Annotated in this window: 14 protein-coding genes; 10 read left to right on the top strand and 4 right to left on the bottom strand. The window is 70.5% G+C overall.

The genetic code is table 11. The features are described from left to right. Position 1: 1 nt before the first annotated feature. Together LTV02_RS17185 and LTV02_RS17180 are read right to left on the bottom strand one after the other, a co-directional pair. A complete protein-coding gene (locus LTV02_RS17185; RefSeq protein WP_233040954.1) occupies positions 2–1,219 on the bottom strand; it encodes a cytochrome P450 in 1,218 nt (405 codons plus the stop codon). Positions 1,220–1,295: 76 nt separating this feature from the next. Beyond that, on the bottom strand, positions 1,296–2,183 hold the full coding sequence (locus LTV02_RS17180; protein WP_233040953.1) for a LysR family transcriptional regulator: 888 nt from the start codon (positions 2,181–2,183) through the stop codon (positions 1,296–1,298). A 111-nt stretch (positions 2,184–2,294) separates the two neighbouring features. Here LTV02_RS17180 and LTV02_RS17175 point away from each other — a divergent pair, with 111 nt between their 5' ends. Both LTV02_RS17175 and LTV02_RS17170 read left to right on the top strand, forming a co-directional pair. Continuing rightward, complete coding sequence (locus tag LTV02_RS17175) at positions 2,295–3,785, top strand: MFS transporter (protein ID WP_332909585.1); 1,491 nt, start codon at positions 2,295–2,297, stop codon at positions 3,783–3,785. A gap of 351 nt (positions 3,786–4,136) precedes the next feature. Further along, entirely contained in the window at positions 4,137–5,003 is an 867-nt protein-coding gene (locus LTV02_RS17170; RefSeq protein ID WP_233040952.1) for a GNAT family N-acetyltransferase, read from the top strand. A gap of 97 nt (positions 5,004–5,100) precedes the next feature. Here LTV02_RS17170 and LTV02_RS17165 read toward each other — a convergent pair whose 3' ends face one another. Then, positions 5,101–5,946 carry a 3-hydroxybutyryl-CoA dehydrogenase gene (locus tag LTV02_RS17165; RefSeq protein WP_067714430.1) on the bottom strand — a complete coding sequence of 282 codons (846 nt, stop codon included), beginning with the start codon at positions 5,944–5,946 and terminating at the stop codon, positions 5,101–5,103. A gap of 518 nt (positions 5,947–6,464) precedes the next feature. On the opposite strand from LTV02_RS17165, the gene LTV02_RS17160 reads away from it, so the two are divergent. The 8 genes from LTV02_RS17160 to LTV02_RS17125 all read left to right on the top strand — a co-directional run bounded on the left by LTV02_RS17160 (position 6,465) and on the right by LTV02_RS17125 (position 17,326). Then, positions 6,465–7,547, top strand: coding sequence for a polyprenyl synthetase family protein (locus tag LTV02_RS17160; protein WP_233040951.1), 1,083 nt, complete (start codon positions 6,465–6,467; stop codon positions 7,545–7,547). Positions 7,548–7,939: 392 nt separating this feature from the next. Next, positions 7,940–8,968: a polyprenyl synthetase family protein gene (locus tag LTV02_RS17155; RefSeq protein ID WP_233040950.1), complete on the top strand. Its 1,029-nt coding sequence runs from the start codon at positions 7,940–7,942 to the stop codon at positions 8,966–8,968. A gap of 32 nt (positions 8,969–9,000) precedes the next feature. Beyond that, a complete protein-coding gene (gene ispH, locus LTV02_RS17150) occupies positions 9,001–9,990 on the top strand; it encodes a 4-hydroxy-3-methylbut-2-enyl diphosphate reductase (RefSeq protein ID WP_233040949.1) in 990 nt (329 codons plus the stop codon). A 62-nt stretch (positions 9,991–10,052) separates the two neighbouring features. Next, positions 10,053–11,966, top strand: a complete 1,914-nt coding sequence (locus LTV02_RS17145) for a 1-deoxy-D-xylulose-5-phosphate synthase (RefSeq protein ID WP_408639403.1) — start codon at positions 10,053–10,055, stop codon at positions 11,964–11,966. Further along, entirely contained in the window at positions 11,963–13,081 is a 1,119-nt protein-coding gene (ispG, locus tag LTV02_RS17140; protein WP_233040948.1) for a flavodoxin-dependent (E)-4-hydroxy-3-methylbut-2-enyl-diphosphate synthase, read from the top strand. The genes LTV02_RS17145 and ispG overlap by 4 nt, the downstream gene beginning before the upstream one ends. After that, on the top strand, positions 13,078–14,157 hold the full coding sequence (locus LTV02_RS17135) for a polyprenyl synthetase family protein (protein WP_233040947.1): 1,080 nt from the start codon (positions 13,078–13,080) through the stop codon (positions 14,155–14,157). The genes ispG and LTV02_RS17135 overlap by 4 nt, the downstream gene beginning before the upstream one ends. An 18-nt stretch (positions 14,158–14,175) precedes the next feature. Next, positions 14,176–15,876, top strand: coding sequence for an FAD-dependent oxidoreductase (locus LTV02_RS17130; RefSeq protein ID WP_233040946.1), 1,701 nt, complete (start codon positions 14,176–14,178; stop codon positions 15,874–15,876). A gap of 10 nt (positions 15,877–15,886) precedes the next feature. After that, entirely contained in the window at positions 15,887–17,326 is a 1,440-nt protein-coding gene (locus LTV02_RS17125) for a glycoside hydrolase family 76 protein (RefSeq protein WP_233040945.1), read from the top strand. On the opposite strand, the gene LTV02_RS17120 is transcribed toward LTV02_RS17125, so the two are convergent. After that, complete coding sequence (locus LTV02_RS17120; RefSeq protein ID WP_233040944.1) at positions 17,310–18,101, bottom strand: VOC family protein; 792 nt, start codon at positions 18,099–18,101, stop codon at positions 17,310–17,312. The genes LTV02_RS17125 and LTV02_RS17120 overlap by 17 nt on opposite strands. Positions 18,102–18,109: the final 8 nt, after the last annotated feature.

Raw genomic sequence — 18,109 nt, 5'->3', positions numbered from 1 at the left:
GTCAGCGCGCTTCGATCCGCACCGGCATGTGCCGGACCCCGGTGTGCTTGTTGCTGCGGGTGTATTCGACCGGGCCGGTGCGGGTTACGGCGGCGACGCGATCCAGCAGCACCCGGAAGAACACCCGCATCTCCATGCGGGCCAGGGCCGCGCCGAGACAGAAATGCCCGCCGCGCCCGAACGCCACGTGCGGGTTCGGGCGGCGGGTGAGGTCGAAGCGGTGCGGGTCGGTGAACACCTCGTCGTCCCGATTGGCCGACGCCCACCACAGCGTCACCTTGTCCCCGGCCCGGATCCGGCGGCCGCCGAGAATGCAGTCGTGGGTGGCGGTGCGCCGGTTGTACGGGGTGGGGGAGGCCCAGCGCAGCATTTCCTCGACGGCGGTCTCCAGCTGGGCGGGATTGCGCTGCAGGGACTTCCACAGTTCCGGGCGGTCGATGAGCGCGAGCATGCCGATGGCGATGGCATTGCGGGTGGTCTCGCTGCCCGCCGCGATCAGCAGGCTGAACAGCATGTGCTGCTCCATATCCGAGAGCGGCGCGCCGTCCACCTCGGCCTGGGCGGCCAGTGACATGAGGTCCTCGCCGGGCTCGACGCGCTTGTCCGCCAGCAGTTTCGTGGCGTACGCGTAGGTGTTCGCGGAGGCGCGCAGGGTGCGTTCGGTGCTCTGGCCGAGTTCGCGGTCGTCATAGTCCAGGCCGGTGGTGGCCCAGTCGAAGAGCTGGTGGCGGTCTTCCTGTGGGACGCCGAGCAATTGGGCGACGGCCTGCAGCGGGAGTTCGGCGGCCAGATCGACCAGGAAGTCGCAGTCGCCCAGGTCCAGTGCGGCGGAGACGATCCGGTCGGCGCGCCCGCGCAGTTCGGCTTCGATGAGGGTCAGGGTGCGCGGGGCGACGCTGGACATCAGCAGTTTCCGGATGTGGGCGTGCCGGGGGTCGTCCATCATGTTCAGCAGTGCGCCCGCGCGTTCCGGCGGCAGATCCTCGATGAGGGTGCCGCCGCCGGTGCGTTTGCCGCCGGTGGTGGAGGAGAAGGTGGTGCCGTCGCCGGCGGCGGCCACGATGTCGGCGTAGCGGCTCAGGACCCAGAACCCTTCCCCGCCAGGGGTATTGACGGTCGGCGGATGCCACCACACCGGTGCTTCCCGGCGCAGCATGTCGAAGACCTCGTGCGGGAAGCCGTGCGCGAAGCGGTCGAGAGCGGTGAGGTCGACATCCATGCAGCAAGGTTGGCACGCCGCCGCCAATCAAGCAGCCGCTTGGTAGTTTTCGAGCTGGCGTGAATGCGCCCGCCGGTCATCGGCTCCGCCGTGCCCGCGCCCACTCCTCGGCGAAATCCCGGAACCGCCGCACCGCGTCGGCGGGCGTGGCCGTCGCCGACCAGATCAGCCCGACCTCGCGCACCGCTCCCGCATCGCCGAGCGGAACCAGCACCACCCCCGGCGGCACCGGTTCCTCCGCCGGCAGCACGCTCACCCCCAGGCCCGCCGCAACCAGCCCCGCCACCGTGATCAGATCCGACGATTCGAAGGCGATCCGGGGACGCAATTCGGCTGCGGCACACAGCTCGTCGAAGATCCGCCGCATCCCGTACCCCGGCGCCATGGTGATGAAGTCGGCATCCCGCAATTCGCTCAACCGCACCTGCCGCCGTCCCGCCGCCCGATGGTCCGCCGGCACCCCCAATGCGAGCGGCTGCCGCGCCAGGAGCTTCCATCCCAGCCCCGTGTCGGTAGGCCGGGGCGACACGATCGCCAGGTCCGCCGACCCCTCCAGCACCTGCCTGGTTATCACCTCCGCCGCCCCCTGCGACAGCGTGAACGCGATCCGCCCCGACTCCCGCCGGAAGTCCCCGATCAACCGCGGCACCATCCAGCTCCCGAACGAGTGCAGAAACGCCAGCCGCACCACCCCTTTCGCCGGATTCGCCAGATCCGCCACCGCCTGTTCCCCGGCCTGCAATTCCGCCCGCGCCCGCCGCGCATGCTCGTAATACACCCGCCCGAACTCGTTGAGCGCCAGCCGCTTCCCCTGCCGATCGAACAGCCGCACCCCCACTCGCGTCTCGAGCCGTCCCAGCATTCGCGACAGGGTCGGCTGCGCGATATGCAACCGCTCCGCCGCGGCCGTGACGTTCTCCAACTCCGCGAGTGTCGTGAACCACTCCAGATCCGCCCCGAGCACCCCGCCTCCTCGCTATATGCATCTACAACATATAAACGCTGATAATGATGCATTTCCGTTCTAAGTGCCAGTCGCCCAGCCTGGGGATATGACATACGATGCGCAGCCCCGATGACCACCACCGAACCCGCCGCCGATGGCCACCGACCGGTCGGGAACGTCCCGCCGCGCAGCCTCGCCGACACGGAATCCGCTACTGATCCGGGCGGCGCGCGGAGGGGCGTCACGCGCCTTTCGCGGGACCGCGCGGGTGGCGGCCATGGTGCCGCGCTGAGCGGTCGGCTCGCTGATCCGTCCGCCGGCGCCGGTGGTGGCGTACCGCCGCAGGCCGCGCCGGCGCAAACCGTTGTTCCGCAAGCGGTTCCGCTTCCCGCGCCGCAGCAGCGGGTGCGTACGGCGCGGGATGCCGGTGGCGTCGAGCAACGGGAGCAACGGATCATCAGAGCGCTCTTCGCGGCGGGATTGACGACGTTCGCGAGTATGTACAGCGCACAGGCGTTGCTGCCGAGTTTGTCGGCGGCGTTCGGGGTGACGCCCGCGCATGCGGCGTTGGCGGTGTCGTTGACGACGGGGGTCCTGGCGCTGGCGATCGTGCCGGTGAGTGCGTTGTCCTCGCGGGTGGGGCGGACGCGGGTGATGATCGGGTCGGCGGTGCTGGCGTCGGGGCTGGGGTTGCTGCTGCCGCTGTGCGGGTCGCTGGACGCGCTGCTGGCGGTGCGGGCGGCGCAGGGGTTGGCGTTGGCCGGGGTGCCCGCGGTGGCGATGGCGTATCTGGCCGAGGAGATCGGCGGTGCGAGTCTCGGTGCGGCCATGGGGGTGTACGTGGCGGGCACGAGTGTCGGCGGGCTGGCCGGGCGGTTGATTCCGTCGTTCACCCTGGCACTGGGGTCGTGGCGATGGGCCGAGGCGGCGGTGTCGATCGCGGCGGCCGGGTGCGCGATCTGGTTCGTGAAGACGCTGCCGCCGTCGCGCGGGTTCGTGGCGCGGCCGGCGGGATTCCGGACGGTGCTCGGTGATCTGGCGGCGCAACTCCGGGATCGACGGCTGGCGGCGTTGTTCGGCCTGGCGTTCGTATTGATGGGCAGCTTCGTCTCGGTCTACAACTTCCTCGGCTACCGGCTGACCCAGCGGCCCTTCGATCTGCCTGCGGCCGTAGCGGGTTCGATTTTCGTGCTGTACCTGGCGGGCACGGCGGCCTCGGCGCTGGCGGGCCGGCTCGCGGACCGGCGCGGGCACCACCGGGTGCTGAGCGTGTCGGTCCTGCTGATGGGAGCGGGCCTGGCGTGCACGATTCCGGATCGGCTGATCGTGATCATCCCCGGCGTGCTGCTGTTCACTTTCGGATTCTTCGCCGCCCACGCCGTGGCCAGCGCCTGGGTGGGCGCGCTCGCGGTCCAGCGCGGCGCGGCCTCCTCGCTGTACCTGTTCGCCTACTACCTCGGCAGCGCGGTGGTCGGCAGCGCCGCGGGCATCGCCTACGCGGCGGCGGGCTGGGCGGGAGTGATGTGCGCGGTGGCGGCGCTGTTCACGATCGCTGCGCTGCTGCTCGGCGTCTTGGCGCGCGGCGGCGCGCGCTCAGAACCCGCGTACGACAGGCATTGACTTCCGCCGGGGTCGGCGCTGTTGGGGCGATACGGCGCGGCGTGGTCGCTGCGCGCGCATTCCTACGGTCCCGCCGTCCTGGCCTGGGGCGACGCGTCCAGAAGCGGTGGTCGCGGTGGATTTCCGACACACCATGAACGGGCGATCGGCCGGCATGAATGGGTGATTGGGGCGGCGCGGTCGGGTGATCGGCGCGGCATGATCGGGTACTTGGGGCGGCTGCGTCAGGTAGTTGGCGAATTTCTGGCGTTGCTCTGCCGGTGAGCCCGAAGGCGGTGTGGGCGGGAATCTATTTGAACTCTGCCGCGCCTATGACCAGCTGTTCGGATACTGGACGCTAGCGTGGTTCGCATGAGCGAGGGTGAGTCGCGGTTGGGAGCGGCGGGCGACGGGCGGGCCAGTGAGCTTGTCGAGCGGCGTGAGCAAGCGTTGTGCAACTATCTCGAGGCCAGTGCGGATGTGGCCTCGGGGCGGATTCGCGCGAATCTCACCGGATGGAAGCGGTGGTTGCATTATCTGCCGGGGGCGCCGGTGTCGGCCGCGGCTTCGCGGCGGGACACGCTGCGGCGGCAGCTGGCGCAGCACGGGGTGGGGGCGGAGGATCATCGGTGGGGCGTGTTGTCCGGCGGGCGGTTGCGGGCGCGGGGGATCTCGATCTGCTTGGAGAACACGCTCGCGGAGTTGATCACTCGGTACGAGCCCGAACATCCGCATTGGACGCGGCAATTGAAGGTGATCGCCACCGCCTGCGAGGAAGCCCGCCCGCTGGCCGCCGTCGGCGATCGAGTGGTCGTGGAGGAGCTCACCGACCAGGTCCTGGCGGTCACCCGCACGGCCCCGGACGATGCTGCGCGGCAACGCCTTTCGGATCACCTCCCCGGCGTGCTGCGCCCCTTGCCCGCGGATATCGAAGCCCTGCGCCGGGACGACGATCTGGTGGAGGTCGACTTCGAGATCTACGCCGACACGGTGAAACTCGACGGCATCACCGTCAATCCGGAACTACGCGGCACCGGCCTGGGCACCGCCACGCTGCAACAACTCTGCCGCGCCGCCGACGCCCAGCACCTGCATATCGTGGGCCAGCTGGTGCCGACCTTCCGCGACGACGATTCCGCCGTCCCCCGCCTGGCGGACTGGTGCCGCCGCCACGGCTTCGCCGTCAACGAACGCCTCGGCGGCCGTATCTCACGCGCCCCCTCGAGCGTGCGCGGCTGAACCCCAGGCGATCACCCGGCTCACCACCCCCGCGCCCTGAAACGACGCCGCACGCGCCACCCGATCGGATGGCGCGCGCGGCGAAAAGTATTGCGGCTCAGTAGGTGTAGAAGCCGCGACCGGCCTTGCGGCCCAGGTAGCCGGCTTCCACCATGCGGCGCAGCAGGACCGGCGGGGCGTACTGCGGCTCGCCGAATTCCGCGTAGAGCGATTCGGCGACGGCCAGGGTCACGTCCAGGCCGACGGTGTCGGTCAGGCGCAGCGGGCCCATCGGATGGGCGCAGCCGCTGACCATGCCCTCGTCGATGTCCTCGGCGGAGGCGAAGCCGGTCTCGAACATGCGAATCGCGTTGCACAGGTAGGGGATCAGCAGCGCATTGACGATGAACCCGGCCTGGTCCTTGGATTCGATGGTGCGCTTGCCCAGCACGTCGCGGGCGTAGGCGGTGACCGCGTCGGCGACGGCGCGATCGGTCTTGAGCGTGACCACGATCTCGACCAGCGGCAGCACCGGCACCGGGTTGAAGAAGTGCACGCCCACCACGCGACCGGGGTTCGAGGTGGCGTTGGCGATCCGGATGACCGGGATCGAGGAGGTGTTGGTGGCCAGGATGGCGTCCGGGGAGACGATGGCGTCCAGCTTGGCGAAGAAGTCGGCCTTGAGCGACTCGATCTCCGGCGCGGCCTCGATGACCAGTTCGCGGTCGGCGAAGTCGTCGATGTTCACGGTGAGGGTGATGCGCGCCCGCGCTTCGTCCGCGGCGGCCTGCTCGAGCCGGCCTGACTTGACCGCCCGGGCCAGGGACTTGCCGATCCGGTCGACGGCGGCGTCCGCCGCGGCGGCATCGCGCTCCAGGACCAGGACGTCGCCGCCCGCCCGCGCCGCCACTTCGGCGATTCCCGCACCCATGGTGCCGCCACCGATCACACCGATTCGTTGCACGTCGTCTTCTCCTTGCTCGTGTCCTTTGCCGCAAACCGTATCGCGGCCCGATCTGCCCGGATTCCGGCGGGCGGCGGAGGTGAGCCCGGTCTCACCCGATCCGGTGTCCGCACCGCGCCACGCGACCGCCGGCGACGGCGCACGGCGAGTCGCGTCGGGCGGGAAATCTGTCGCCTGCGGGTAGCCGGTCGAAAGCCGGTAGCGCGCAACGAGTTCGAAGACAACCGAAACACTCATGGTCAAATGTCCGGCAGCTGGCCCACTTTCGATGGCTTTACCGTTGCTAGGCGCTGGTATTAGAATTCTTCCGGGTCAGCTGGGCCGCGCGATCGACGACACTACCGGTCGGTCGCGATGCGGCGAGAACGGTCGGGCATGTATGCGGAAGTATTGCTGCCGGTGTCGGCACGAGAGCTTCATCGAAGGGCACGGAACCGATCCGCGGTATAGCTGAGCGACGAATCTCCTTCGGACGCAATGCGATAAATCTTTCCCTGGTGCTGCGGAGAGGCGACGACATGTTCGACCCGGTGAACGGTGAGCTCACAATGCCCGGTGATCTGCGCGGTGTGCGCGAACGCGTCGATATCGTGCTGGAGGGCTTCCTGGCCGACAAGGCGCGCGGTTCCGACCGTGCCCGACTACCCGCGGACTTCGTCGACGGGCTGCATTCCTTCGTCTTCTCCGGCGGCCGCCGCGTGCGCCCGCTGCTGTGCGTGCTCGGCTGGTACGCGGCCGGCGGCAGCGAACGCCTGCCGATGGCGGTGATCCGGGTGGCCGCCGCTTTGGAGATGCTGCACGCGGCCGTGCTCATCCACACCGATGTGATCGAACGCCGCATCACCCGGCGCGGGCATCCCACCATCCCGTGCGCGCTGGCCGCCCGCTACACCGACAAACCCGATCGCGATCGCTTCGGCCGCCAGGCCGCGCTGCTGCTCGGCGATCTCGCCCTGGCCTGGTCGGACGAACTGGTCGGTACCGCCCATCTCAGCGCCCGCCAGCGCGTGGCCGCCGGTTCGATGATCACCGCCATGCGCGTCGAGGTGATCTACGGCCAATACCTCGACCTGCTGGCCACCGGCGACCCCGCCGACGACCTGGACCGCGCCCTCGAGATCATCCGATACCGCACCGTGGCCTACACCTGCGAGCGCCCATTGCAACTGGGCGCCCGCCTGGCCGGCGCCGACCCGCTGGTCCAGGAGGGCCTGGCCGCCTACGCCGCGGCCCTGGGCGAGGCCGTGCACCTGAACGAGGATCTGCACAATGTGTTCGGCGACCGCGCCACCGACGGCTCCCGGGTGGACGTGCTGCGCGACGGCAAGCACACCGCCCTGGTCGCCGCCGCGCTGGGCCGGGCGCGCGGCGGGGCGGCGGTGGAATTGCGTGCGCTGCTGGGGAATCCGGGCCTGGACAGTCGCGGCGCGACCATCTGCCGGGACATCATGATCGAGGTCGGAGCGCGCGCGGAGATCGAGCGGATGGTGGCGCGCCGCCGCGAACAGGCCCTGGATGCCTTGGAGCGCATCGGGATTCCGGCCCCCGCCAAACAGTTCCTCAGCTCCCTGGCGCAACGGCTGACCGGGACCGACCGGTAGCGGTGCGGGCCTGCGGATCGCAGCCGGCAGCAGGTTTCCGGGTAGTTGAGACCTTTACTGAAATTGCATTCGGACGTAGACTTTGAGCAATACGCTTTGTGAACTCGCAGCGCTCTCGTGCCGGAGAGCCCGATCGGTCGCAGAATCCCTCCCGACGTATCTCGTTATCGTGCAGGATATTCCGTTCTGCCTATTCCCGGGGATGTGCCATGCATCCGTTTCGTCTTCCTGATTTCCCCACCCGCTGAAGGGGCGGAATTCGAAGAGGAGCGCCGCAATTCCGTCCGGATGGTGCAGGGCGTCTTCGTGGTGCGCGAAATAGCGCACCGGTCCCCGCCGGCCCGCGAAATGCCGCCGCTACTCCCGTCTCATGCCGTGAAAGAAGCGCCGTCATGACCGTGACAGCTTTCGTCCCGCCCGTCCGCCGCCCCGCCGAACTGCTGGCGGGGGCCCGCGCCGTCCTGGAACCGGTACTACGCGAGGCGGTGCTGTCGCTACCGGAACCCTTGTGCCGCATGGCCGGATATCATTTCGGCTGGTGGGACACGCACGGCCGGACCGTGCGCGCCGACTCCGGCAAGGGGCTGCGCCCGGCGCTGGCGACGGCGGCGGCCTACGCCTGCGACGGGCTCGCGGCCGCGGCGGCCCCCGCGGCGGCCGCGGTCGAATTGATTCACAATTTCACCCTGGTCCACGACGATGTCATGGACGGCGACGAATTCCGGCGCGGGCGGCCCACCGTATGGCGGGTATGGGGACTCGCGGACGCCATACTGCTCGGCGATGCCCTGCACGCGCTGGCCGCCAAAGTGCTTGCGACGCATATGCCGCAGCGCACCGCCGTGATCGCGGTGGATCGGCTGGAGCGCACCGTCATCGAATTGTGCCGGGGACAGCACGAGGATTGCGCCATCGAAATCGGCTGCGGCACTTCCATCGCCGAATACGAGCGGATGGCCGTCGGAAAGACCGGATCGTTGTTCGGGTGCGCCTGCGCGCTGGGCGGGCTGTGCGCGGACGCGGAACCCGATGCGGTCGATCGGCTGAACCGGTTCGGGCGCGAGCTGGGTATCGCGTTCCAGGCCATCGACGATCTGCTGGGCATCTGGGGCGATCCGGCCGCCAGCGGTAAGCCCTCCAGCGATCTGGGGCGGCGGAAACGATCACTGCCGGTGGTGGCCGCCCTGGAATCGGGTACCGACGCGGGCCGGGAGCTGGCGGTGCTCTACCGGGGCGAGGAGCCCCTGACCCCCAGCGAGATCGCCTGTGCGGCACGGCTGATCGAGGAATGCGGCGCCCGCCGATGGACCCAGCGTGAAGCCGAGCGGCGCATTCGCAAAGCCGTTGCGGCGCTGCCGGATCGGCCCGCCTGCGGGGATCTGATCACGCTCGCTCAATTGGTCGCGCATCGCGACAAGTGACGAAGGCACGAATACAAGGAGAGTCAGCCACCATGGACGCACAGCCTGCTACAGCGTTATTGGACAAGCCTGCCGATCCCCGCCCGCGCACGGTGCTGCTGGCCGCGCCCCGCTCGTTCTGTGCGGGCGTGGAGCGCGCCATCGACACCGTGGAACGGCTGCTGGCCGACCCGGACCGCGTCGAACCCGTGTACGTGCGCAAACAGATCGTGCACAACACCCACGTGGTGGCGGACCTGGCGGCACGCGGGGCGATCTTCGTGGCAGAGCTCGACGAGGTGCCGCCCGGGGCGACCGTGGTGTTCTCCGCGCACGGCGTGTCACCGGCGGTGCGCGCGGCCGCGGCCGCGCGCGGGCTCACCGTGGTGGACGCCACCTGCCCGCTGGTGACCAAAGTGCATGCGGAGGCCAGGCGTTTCGCCGCGCGCGGCGACACCGTGGTGCTGATCGGGCATGCCGGGCACGAGGAGGTGGAAGGCACGGCGGGCGAAGCGCCCGAGGCCACCGTGCTCATCGACAGTCCGGCGGCGGCGCTGGCGCTCACCGTGCCAGATGCGGACCGGGTCTCCTATCTCACCCAGACCACGCTGTCGGTGGAGGAGACGGCAGAGACCGTGGCCGCGCTGCGCCGGCGTTTCCCGCGCTTGCACGGCCCGGCGAGTGCGGACATCTGCTACGCCAGCACGAATCGGCAGCGCGCGGTGGAGGAAGTGGCCGCACGCAGCGAGGTGTTCCTGGTGGTCGGCTCGGCCAACTCCTCCAATTCGCAGCGCATGGTGGAAGTGGCCCGCCGCCAGGGCATTCCGGCGTATCTGATCGACGATTTCACCGAAATCCGGCCCGAGTGGATCGTGCCCGCGGCCACCGTCGGACTGTCCGCGGGAGCGTCCGCGCCCGGGCGGCTGGTGGACGAGGTGCTGCGCGCCTTGCGCCGCTTCGGCCCGCTCACCGTGCGCGAGCACGTCAGCTTCACCGAGGACGTGTTCTTCGCGGCCCCTGCCGCGGTGCGGAGACGGTCATGAGAACCACGGCCGTCACGACGCCCCCGGAGACCGGCTCGGACGCCGCGAATCTCCCCGCGCCACTGCGTGATATCGATTCCCCCGAACGGCTGCGCGCCCTGCCCGCCGCACAACTGCCCGTGCTCGCGGCGCAGCTCCGTGCGCTGATCATCGACACCGTGCTGAACGTGGGCGGGCACCTCGGCCCCAACCTGGGCGTCGTGGAGCTCACCATCGCCCTGCACCGGGTGTTCCGATCACCCAGGGACACACTGCTTTTCGATACCGGCCACCAGGCCTACGCGCACAAGATCCTGACCGGCCGCCGCGCCGAGTTCGCCGCGACCCTGCGCCGGCCGGGCGGGGTGTCCGGCTATCCCAGCCGCGCCGAATCAGGCCACGACGTGATCGAGAACAGTCATGCCTCCACCGCCCTCGGGTACGCGGACGGGATCGCCAAAGCCCGTGTGCTGCTCGGGGAATCCGACCGCGCGGTGGTGGCGGTGGTGGGCGACGGCTCGCTCACCGGCGGTATGGCGTACGAGGCGCTGAACAATATCGGAGCCGCCCGCCGCCCCGTGGTGGTGGTGCTCAACGACAACGGTTACTCCTACTCGCCCACCGCCGGCGCGATCGCCGCCCACCTGGCCGCCCTCCGCGCCGCACCCGGCACCCGGAACCCGCTGAGCCGCAACCTCTTCCAACACCTCGGCTTCGACTACCTGGGCCCCGTCGACGGCCACGACTGTGCCGCCCTGGAATCGGCCCTGCGCCGAGCGAAATGCCTGAGCCGCCCCGTCGTGGTGCACGCCCTGACGATCAAGGGCCTCGGCTACGAACCCGCCTGCGCCGACCCGGAACGAATGCACACCACGGGCCCGATACCCGCGGCCGAACGCGCGGCCGGCCACTCGCCGGGACCGGTGCTCGGCGGCTCGGCGGCCGCACCGCGTCGGGATCGAACCGGCGCGCTCGACGCCGATGCGACATCGGCCGCCTCGCGCGCTCGAGCAGCGGAGCAGAAATACGCTGCGGCGGAGCAGCGTCCACGACGCCGGGCGTGGACGGATGTGTTCACCGAGGAGATCGTGCGGATCGGCGAGGCGCGCGCGGACGTCGTGGCGATCACCGCCGCCATGCCCGGGCCGACCGGGCTGGGAGAGTTCGCGCGCCGCTTCCCGGATCGGTGTTTCGATGTCGGGATCGCCGAGCAGCACGCGGTGGTCAGTGCGGCCGGGCTGGCCATGGCGGGTGTGCATCCGGTGGTGGCGATCTATGCCACGTTCCTGAACCGCGCCTTCGATCAGGTGCTGTTCGATGTGGCCATGCATCGCCTGCCGGTGACGTTCGTGCTGGATCGGGCCGGGATCACCGGGCCGGACGGGGCGAGCCATCACGGGATGTGGGATCTGGACATGCTCGCCGGGGTGCCCGGGATGCGGGTCGCCGCGCCGCGTGATGCCGCCCGGCTGCGGGAGTTGCTGGCCGAGGCGGTGGCGGACGAGAGCGGGCCGACGGCGCTGCGGTACCCGAAAGCCACTGTGGGCGAGGATATTCCGGCGGCCGAGCGCTGGTCCGGACTGGATGTGCTGCGCCGCGCCGAACATCCGGATGTGCTGCTGGTGGCGGTCGGTCCGCTGGCGGGCGTCTGTCTCGAGGCGGCCGCGATGCTGGCCGCCGCGGGCGTGCAGGCCACGGTGGTGGATCCGCGCTGGGTGCTGCCCGTCGCGGAGCGGCTCACCGAATTGTGCGCCGGGCACCGCCTGGTGCTCACCGTGGAGGACGGCACCCGGCGCGGCGGGGTCGGGCCCGCGCTCGCGGAAGCGTTGTCCGACCAGGGGATCGCCGTCCCCGTGCGGCGGCTCGCGCTGCCGCATCGTTTCCTCCCGCACGGCGAACGCGGTCCGCTGCTCGCCGAATCCGGGCTCACCACCACCGAGATCGTGCACACCGTGCTGTGCGCGCTCGGTGCCGATCGGTCGGAGGTTTCCCCATGACCATCGCGCAATTGGAGCTGCCGCGCCCGCTACCGCCGCGGCATCGCACCCGGCGGATCCACGTCGGCCGGGTGCCCGTGGGCGGCGGCGCGCCCATCCCGGTGCAGACCATGACCACCACCCGCACCGCCGATCTCGACGCCACCCTGCGCCAGATCGCCGAGGTCACCGCCGCCGGCTGCGATATCGTGCGGGTCGCGGTGCCGACCCCCGACGACGCGGCGGCGCTGCCCGCCCTGGTGCGCCGGTCCCCGCTGCCGATCATCGCCGACATCCACTTCCAGCCCAGGTACGTGTTCGCGGCCATCGACGCCGGGTGCGCGGCGGTGCGGGTGAACCCCGGCAATATCAAGGAATTCGACGATCGCGTCGGCGAGATCGCCCGGGCGGCCGGAGCGGCGGGGATCCCGATCCGGGTGGGCGTGAACGCCGGCTCGCTGGATCGGCGCATGCTGGCCAAGCACGGCGCGGCCACCCCGGAAGCCCTGGTCGAATCGGCGCTGCACGAAGCGGCGCTGTTCGCCGAACACGGCTTCGGGGACCTGAAAATCGCGGTGAAGCACCATGATCCGCGCACCATGATCGCCGCCAACCGGCTGCTGGCCGCCCGCTGCGACTATCCCATCCATCTCGGCGTCACCGAGGCCGGACCGGTCTTTCAGGGCACGGTGAAATCCGCGGTCGCCTTCGGGGTGCTGCTGGAGGAGGGCATCGGCGACACCATCCGGGTCTCGATCTCGGCGCCGCCGGTGGAACAGGTCAAGGCGGGCAATCACATTCTGCAATCGCTGGGCCTGCGCCCGCGCCAGCTCGAGATCGTGTCCTGTCCCGGCTGCGGCCGGGTACAGGTCGACATCCACCACCTGGCGGCCAAGGTCGAAGCCGCCTTCACGGGGTTCCCGCACCCTTTGCGCGTCGCCGTCATGGGCTGTGTCGTCAACGGTCCCGGCGAAGCCCGCGAGGCCGACCTGGGCGTCTCCTCCGGCAATGGCAAGGGCCAGATCTTCGTCCGCGGCCGCGTGGTGCGCACCGTGCCCGAGCACTCGATCGTGGACGCCCTGCTCGAGGAAGCGCTCGCCCTGACCGACGGCAATGGAGAGGAGTCCGCGTCATGAGCACGCCCACGCTCACCGTCTCGCCCGTGGATCACGACGGCATCCGCGCCCACGTGGAGCGCGCGCTGTACGAATTCCTCACCGCCAAAGCCGAATCCGCCGCGGCCGCCGGGCTGCCCGCCGAGGTGGTGGAGGCGGTGCGCGCGTTCCTGTTCGCGGGCGGCAAACGCATCCGGCCGCTGTTCTGCGTGCTCGGCTGGTACGCCGGCGGCGGCGACGGGCTGCCGCCCGCGGTGGTGCGGGTCGCGGCGGCGGTGGAGTTGTTCCACGCCGCCGTCCTCATCCACGACGACATCATCGACGACAGCGACACCCGGCGCGATCAGCCGACCGTGCACCGCGCCGTCGCCGCTCGCGCCCGCTCGGCGCGCGGCGCCGGCGCGGACCGCTTCGGCGCCCACGCCGGCATCCTGATCGGCGATTTCGGCCTGGTGTGGTCGCAGGAACTGCTGCATACGGCGGGCTTGTCGGCGGCGCAATCGGCCGCCGCCACACCGGTTCTCGACGCCATGCGCACCGAGGTCAGCTACGGCCAGTACCTGGATCTGCTCACCACCGGGCGGCCCACCCGCGACCTCGAACGGGCCCTGGAGATCATCCGCTACAAGACCGCCGCCTACACCGTGCACCGGCCGCTGCAATTGGGCGCGGCGCTCGCGGGCGCGGACGCGGAGGTGCAACGGGCGCTGGCGGACTACGGGCGGCCGCTGGGGGAGGCCTTCCAATTGCAGGACGATCTGCTGGGCGTGTTCGGCGATCCCGCGCGCACCGGCAAATCCGTGGTCTCGGACCTGCGCGACGGCAAGCACACCGCCCTGCTCGCCCTGGCCCTGCGCCATGCCACCGCCGGGCAGCGCGCGCACCTGGACCAGCTCGTCGGCAATCCCGGCCTGGACGAGCGCGGCGCGGCCGTCTGCTGCGAAATCCTGGACGCCACCGCACGTCCGGAGGTGGAGCGGATGATCGCCGAACGCTGGCAGCAGGTGCGCGCGGTGCTGGCCACCGCGCCGCTGCCGCCCGCCGCCGTGGCGGGACTGCGCGCCGCCGCCGAAGCCGTCATCGCCCGAACGGCCTGAAATCCCGGGAGACGCGTCATGGCCTACGTCATCACCCAACCCTGCTGCAACGATGCCGTGTGCGTCCCGGAATGCCCGGTGGACTGCATCCGGCCGGTGCCCGGCACACCGGAATTCACTGCCGCCGAACAGCTCTACATCGATCCGGCCGGCTGCATCGACTGCGGCAGCTGTGTGCCCGCCTGCCCGGTGAACGCCATCTTCGCCGAGGAGGACCTGCTCGCGCCGCAGCGGCGATACACCGAGATCAATGCCGCGTACTTCGAAGCGCATCCCTTACAGGCGGACCCGGCCGGATTGCTGCCCGCCGCGCCGCGCCTGCCCAGGGGGCACCGGCGGCTGCGGGTGGCGATCGTGGGATCGGGGCCCGCGGCCTGTTACGCGGCGCGGGCACTGCTGCAACACACCGACGTCGAAGTCGACATGTTCGAGAAACTGCCCACGCCTTGGGGATTGGTGCGGTCCGGTGTCGCGCCCGACCATCCCGACACCAAGCAGATCACCGCATCCTTCGAATCCGCCTTCGGCTCCGCGGCTTTCGCGTTGCATCTGAACGTGACGGTGGGCGCTGACCTCGGCCTGCCGGAACTGCTGGCGCACCATCACGCCGTGATCTGCGCCGTCGGCGCGTCCGGGGACCGGCGCCTCGGCATCCCGGGGGAGTCCCTGCCCGGCAGCCACTCCGCCACCGAGTTCATCGCCTGGTACAACGGGCATCCGGCCTACGCTGACCACTGGTTCGACCTGTCCGGCGACCGCGCGGTGATCGTCGGCAACGGCAATGTGGCCCTGGACGCGGCCCGCGTCCTCGTCACCGACCCGGAGCGACTGGCCGCCACCGATATCGCCGACCACGCCCTGGTGGCCCTGCGGCACAGCAAAATTCGCGAAGTGGTCGTCCTGGGCCGCCGCACCCCCGTGCACGCCGCCTACACCGGCCCGGAGTTCCTGGCGCTGGGCAGTCTGACCGGTGTCGATATCGTCGTCGCCGAGCACGACCTCGACCTCGATCCGGCGAGCCGCGCGGAACTGGACGGCGGCGGCCCCGCGACCCGGCTGAAATGGGATCTCGCAGTCGAATACGCACGGGCCGAACGTCTTCCACGGCAGCGGCGGATCGACCTGCGCTACCTGGCGTCGCCGATCGCCCTGCACGGCTCACGCCACGTCACCGGCATCGAGTACGCCCGCAACGAGATGGCTGGAGCCGAATCGCGGGTTCGCCCCACCACGCACACCGAACTGCTGGACACCTCGCTGGTCTTGCGGTCCATCGGATATCGCGGAGAACCCTTGGCGGGCTTGCCCTTCGATCCCGCGCGCGGGGTGATCCCCAACTACGAAGGCCGGGTGCTCGACGCCGCCGGCGCACCACTGCTGGGAATGTATGTCACCGGCTGGATCAAACGTGGCCCGCGCGGCGTGATCGGCGCCAACCGCGTCGATGCCGAGGAAACCGTGCAGCACCTGCTCGCCGACTTTCTGGCCGGACGCCTGCCCACCCCCGCCGGCGGCCGCCCCGAACTGCTCGAACTTTTGTCCGCGCGCTGCCCGGACCGCATCGACCGCACCGGCTGGCGGGCCATCGACGCCGCCGAACGCGCCGCCGGCGCCGCGACCGGCCGTCCACGCGTGAAAATCACCGGCCGCCAAGCGTTTCTGTCCGCCGCCCGCTCACAGCCGCGCACGGCGTCGCCACCCGCCTGGGCGACGCCGTAGCGTGTCGGAGGTGAGCGGATCCAAGGCGGCGCGCTGGTGGGCCCTCGCCGGCATCGTGGTGCTGGCGGCGGTGATCCACGTGCTGTCCCGTCCGGAGCCCGCCCACGAGGTGGCCGCGCCGGTGCGGGTGTGGTCGCGCGTCATCACCCTCACCGCCGCCGACGGGCGCGCCACCGCGGCCATCGACAATGGCGGGCCCGGCGATTCGGTCTGGCTCGATCGCGGCGACGGTGAGCTGCGCGTCCGGGCGGGCCGCGTCGGCACGGCAGCCGTTGCCGAACACGGCGCCTCGGCGCGCACCGACTCCCACCGCTACGGCGGCGACCGCCTGCGCGCCTGCGGCAAGGCCGGTGACCGCGCCGAAATCCGCTGCACCCGCTGGACTTCCGCCGACGATCCCGCACCCGATCGGGTCGAGCGGGCCCTCGAACGGCTCCTCGACCGCTACGACCATCGGACCGGACTGTGGGAGAACGACTCCAGCACCTGGCAGAGCGCCAACGCACTCACCACCCTGCTCGACTACGTCACCCGCACCGGCGACCGCCAGTACCTGGGCTACCTCGACGAGATCTACCGGCACGGCGCGGTCGCCGAGCTCGGCATCCCGCGTGACACCGGCTACAACGACGACGAGCTGTGGTGGGCCCTGGCGTGGATCGAGGGCTACGACCTCACCCACGAGGCCCGCTATCTCGAGGCCGCGCGCCGCATCGTCGACCGGATGGACGATCGGCGGGCCTCGTTCTGCGGCGGCGGATTGGCCTGGGCGAGAACCGGAGTCGACCCCGAACTGCGCCCCTGGGAACAGGTCAACTCGATCACCAACGGCCTCTACCTCACCGCCGTGGCCGCCCTCGCGACCCGCGTCGACCCCGCACTCCGCACCACCTACCTGGACCGCGCCGCCACCACCTGGGACTGGTTCGCCGCCCGCTCGGGCCGCCCGCTGCTCGACTCCACCGGCTTGATCAACGACCACCTGGACCGCTACGACGGCACCTGCGTCCTGGTCGATGAGAACCGCCGCTGGACCTACGGCCAAGCCGCCTTGATCAGCGGTCTGGTCGCCCTGCATCGAGCGACGAACAATCCGGAGCCGCTCGCCGCCGCCGACCGGATCGCCGCCGCCGCAACCGGTTCCGGCTCACCCTTCCTCGACGACGGCGTCCTGACCGAACCGAGCGCCGTGAACTGCCCCGGCCCCGGCTGCCGCGACGCCGAAACCTATCGGGGCGTCTTCGTCCGCGCCTACCGGGAACTCCTGGACACCGGCGCTTCCCGCGTGGCGAACCCGGAATTCCTCACCCGCCAAGCGAATTCACTCCAGGCCACCGCCGACGAATACGGCTTCCGCTGGCAAGGGGCGGCCGCCGCCGACGACCGCCCCAACTTCGCCACCCAGGCCGCCGCCCTGGATGCCTTGCTAACGCTCAGGATTCGATCGTGACATTGGTGTCGATCACGCCGAACACCTCGTCCTGTGGGCCGCGCAGAATCCCCATCCGCCCGAACGGACTGTCGTCGGGACCCATCAGCACCGTCGCCCCGAGCCCGGTCGCCTTGGCCAGCGCCTGATCGGTGCCGTCCACCTGGAACCAGGTCAGCCAGTACGGCGGCTGATCGCCGCCCATCGGCGTGGTGTCCATCATGCCGCCCGCGGGCCGCTCGGTCCCGGCCGGCGCGAAGGTCGAATAGACGAAGTTCTCGCCGTCGCCGATCTCGGTGAACGTCCAGCCGAACACCGCACTGTAGAAACCTTGCGCCCGGCTGTAGGCGGGCGTGTGCAGTTCGTTCCAGCACAGCGCGCCGGTCTCGTTGAAGATGCCGGCCCCGGTGTGCGCCTTGGCCTGCCAGAGCCCGAAGACGCCGCCGGTCGGGTCGGCGGCGATGCACATGCGGCCGACGTCCATGACATCGAAGGGCGGCATGAAGACCGCGCCGTCCTCGGCGGTGATCACCCCGGCGAGTGCGTCCACATCGTCGGCGGCCAGGTAGGTGGTCCACACCGACGGCATGGCGACATCACCCATCTTGGGGCCGATCCCGGCGGCGGGCCGGCCATCGATCATGGCCATCAGATACCCGCCGGCTTCGGGTGGGCTATCGAGAATCTCCCAGCCCAGCAGCTGGGCGTAGAAGTCGCGGGCGGCGGCCGGATCATCGACGGAACAATCGACCCAGCACGGTGTTCCCTGCGGCCAAGCGGTGTCGCGAGTGGGCATTGCGATCC

This window comes from Nocardia yamanashiensis (assembly GCF_021183565.1).
GTDB classification, from domain to species: domain Bacteria; phylum Actinomycetota; class Actinomycetes; order Mycobacteriales; family Mycobacteriaceae; genus Nocardia; species Nocardia yamanashiensis.
Note: the sequence above shows the minus strand (reverse complement) of the source record. Positions and strands in the feature narration are given on the sequence as shown.